Annotated in this window: 3 protein-coding genes; 1 reads left to right on the top strand and 2 read right to left on the bottom strand. The window is 73.8% G+C overall.

Annotated elements, in window-relative coordinates; translation table 11 throughout:
• On the top strand, positions 1-714 hold a 714-nt coding region (locus tag VB737_RS16145; RefSeq protein WP_500314457.1), incomplete at its 5' end, for a pyridoxal phosphate-dependent decarboxylase family protein.
• Between the two features lie 122 nt (positions 715-836).
• Here VB737_RS16145 and VB737_RS16140 read toward each other — a convergent pair.
• The gene (locus VB737_RS16140) at positions 837-2,432 is read right to left on the bottom strand and encodes a YcjF family protein (RefSeq protein ID WP_500314455.1); all 1,596 of its coding nucleotides are present in this window, start codon (positions 2,430-2,432) and stop codon (positions 837-839) included.
• Positions 2,429-2,738 (bottom strand): penicillin-binding transpeptidase domain-containing protein (locus tag VB737_RS16135; RefSeq protein WP_500314454.1); only part of this gene is annotated, 310 nt, incomplete at its 5' end. The genes VB737_RS16140 and VB737_RS16135, both read right to left, overlap by 4 nt.

Here is a 2,738-nt window from a genome sequence, read left to right as displayed (position 1 = left end):
GTGGCGACCTCCGGCACGACCGTGCGGGGCGCCCTCGACCCCCTGGAGCCCATCGCCGCCCTCTGCCGCCGCTACGGCCATTGGCTGCACGTGGATGGGGCCATCGGGGCGATCTTCGCCTTCAGCGAACGGCTCCGGCCCCGGCTGGGCGGCCTGGGGCTGGCCGACTCGATCACGGTCAATCCCCAGAAGCTGCTGGGCATCACCAAGACCTCCTCCCTGCTGCTGCTGGCCGATCCCCGCCACCTGCAGCGGGCCTTCGGCACGGGCCTGCCCTACATGGAGCCCAGCTGGGGCGGCGGCCACCAGGGGGAGGCGGGCCTGCAGGGCACCCGGCCGGGGGAGATCCTCAAGCTCTGGCTGGGGCTGCGCCAGCTGGGCCTCGACGGCATGGCCGCCCTGGTCGATGCGGCCGTCCGCCGCCGCAGCGAGCTGGAGCGGCGGCTGCGGGCCATCGGCGGCCTGACCCTCTGCAGCGGCCCCCTGCATCTGATCGCCTTCCGTCCCGAGGCCTGCGATGCCGCCGGAGCCGAACGCTGGAGCGCGGCCACCCGGGCGGCGCTCTTGGGCGAGGAGCTGATGCTGTCGCGGCCCGTCTACCGGGGGCTTCACCACCTCAAGGCGGTGCTGGGGAACCCCCATACGGGCAGCGAGCACCTGGAGCGGTTGGCCCTGGTGGTCCAGCGGAGCCTGGTGGAGGCCGCCGATGGCTGAACCGAAGCCGAACCCGGAGCCGGTGGCCCCGCCGCGCCCCGCGAGCGACCGCCGGGGCCGCTGGGTGGCGATCCTCACCGGCGCCCTCTCGATCCTGATCGGCGTGGCCTACCTGGTGCTGATCACCGTCCTGGATTCCCGCGGTCCTCTCCAGCCCCCGCCCCCCGAGGCCCTGGGCGTGGCGGCAGCCGCCGCGCCTGCCGCTGCTGCAGCGGTTCCACCACCCGGCTGAGGGCCGTCTCCAGGAAGCGGCGCAGCATCCCCTCCCGCTGGTTGAGGTCGTACTCGCGCTGCAGCACCTCCTGCAGCCCGCCATCGCCCCAGTCCTGGTTCTGGCGGAAATAGGTGATGAAGCTGCGGCCCGCCACCCGGGTCAGCCAGGCGGCGCTGACGGCCTGCACGGTCCGGCTGACGACCAGGGCGGGAAGGTTGAGGCTCAGGGCCGAAGTGATCAGGCCCACCCCCCCCTTGACCAGGCCCAGTCCCGCCAGGGTGCGGCCCACCGACAGGGCCAGATCCTGGGCGCTCTCGCGGCTGAGGCTGACCCCGTAGACCCGGCCGATCTCCACCACCATCTGGGCGTTGACCGCGGCGGTGGCGAGCAGGTCGATGCCCGGCAGCGGGGTGACCATCACCACCCCGGCGCCGATCCACATGTACCGGCCGACGATCGTGGCGGCGTCGCTGCGGCGCTGCCGGTCGAGCAGATCCTGGCTGGCCTGGCTGAGGTGGCGGCACTGCAGCAGCAGGTTGTCGGCGATCAGCTCCTCCCCGTCGGCATGCAGGACGGCGGCGATGCGGCGCAGCAGGGCCTCCACCTCCGGCTCCGGCTGCAGCGGCTTGCCCCCCGGCATCGGCACGCTCTGGGGGGCGGCGCTGGCGGGGATCACATCGTCGGGGCCGAGGCGGGCGGCGCAGCGTTGCCGCAGCAGCGCCAGCAGGCGCCGCTCCTCCTCCTCACCCCGCAGGTCGCACTTGTTGAGCACCACCAGCAGCCGCTTGCCGAGCCCCGCCAGGGCCTCGAACACCTCCAGCTCGCTGGCCCGCAGGTCACCGTCCAGCACCAGCAGCAGCAGGTCGGCCCGGGCGGCCAGTTCCCGGGCCAGGCGCTCCCGCTCCCGGCCCTGGCGGCCCGCTTCGAGAATTCCCGGGGTGTCCTCCAGGATCACTGCCCGGCTCAGGTCCTTCAGCCGCAGCCGGTAGCGGCTGGCGGCGGTGGTCGAGCCCATCGGCGCCCCCACTTCCCCCACCAGCTCCTGCAGCAGGGCGCGGATCAGGGAGGTCTTGCCGGTCGATCCGGTGCCGAACACGACGATCACCAGGTCGCCCCGCTCCAGCTCCGCCTCCATCCGCTGCCGTTCCTGGCGCAGGGCCTCCCGCTCCACCGCGTCGCGCACCTGGGCCAGGGTGCGGTCGATGGCGCCCAGGTTCCGCTGGGCCGCCTCCCGGCGGCTGGAGGGGATCGCCGCGGGGGCGGACCTGCCAGATCCCGCGGTACCGCCCTGCCGCAGCCGGCGCAGCCAGGGCCAGCCCACCTGGGCCAGGGCCACCACCAGGGCCGCCAGCAGGATCAGCATCAGCGGCCCCACCATCCAGTAGGGCAGCCAGGTGCTCAGGGTCCACTGCAGCTGCTGGATCGCCTGCAGCACCATGCCCAGCACCACCAGCGCCAGCAGACCCAGACCGACCCAGATCCAGAGCCGCGGCGGCAGCGTCACGGTCCCGGCGGTGCGGAGCGCACGATCTCGCCGAACAGGGAGGCGGCCAGGGAGCTGCTGGCGGCGCTGGGGCTGTTGTCATCGTTGCCCAGCCAGATGCCGATCACCCACTGGCGTTTGGGGGCATAGCCCACGAACAGCAGGTCCCGGCCCTCGTTGGTGGTGCCGGTCTTGCCCCAGCTGCCGGCGCCCACGTAGGCGGCGCTGCCGGTGCCGCCGCTGACCACCGCCTCCAGCAGCGTCCGCATCGCCTTGGCGGTGGCGGGGCCCATCACCCGCCGCCCCGGGCTGGTGACGGCCCTGGAG

Source organism: Synechococcus sp. BA-120 BA3 (genome assembly GCF_034931285.1).
GTDB lineage: Bacteria > Cyanobacteriota > Cyanobacteriia > PCC-6307 > Cyanobiaceae > Cyanobium.
Note: the sequence above shows the minus strand (reverse complement) of the source record. Positions and strands in the feature narration are given on the sequence as shown.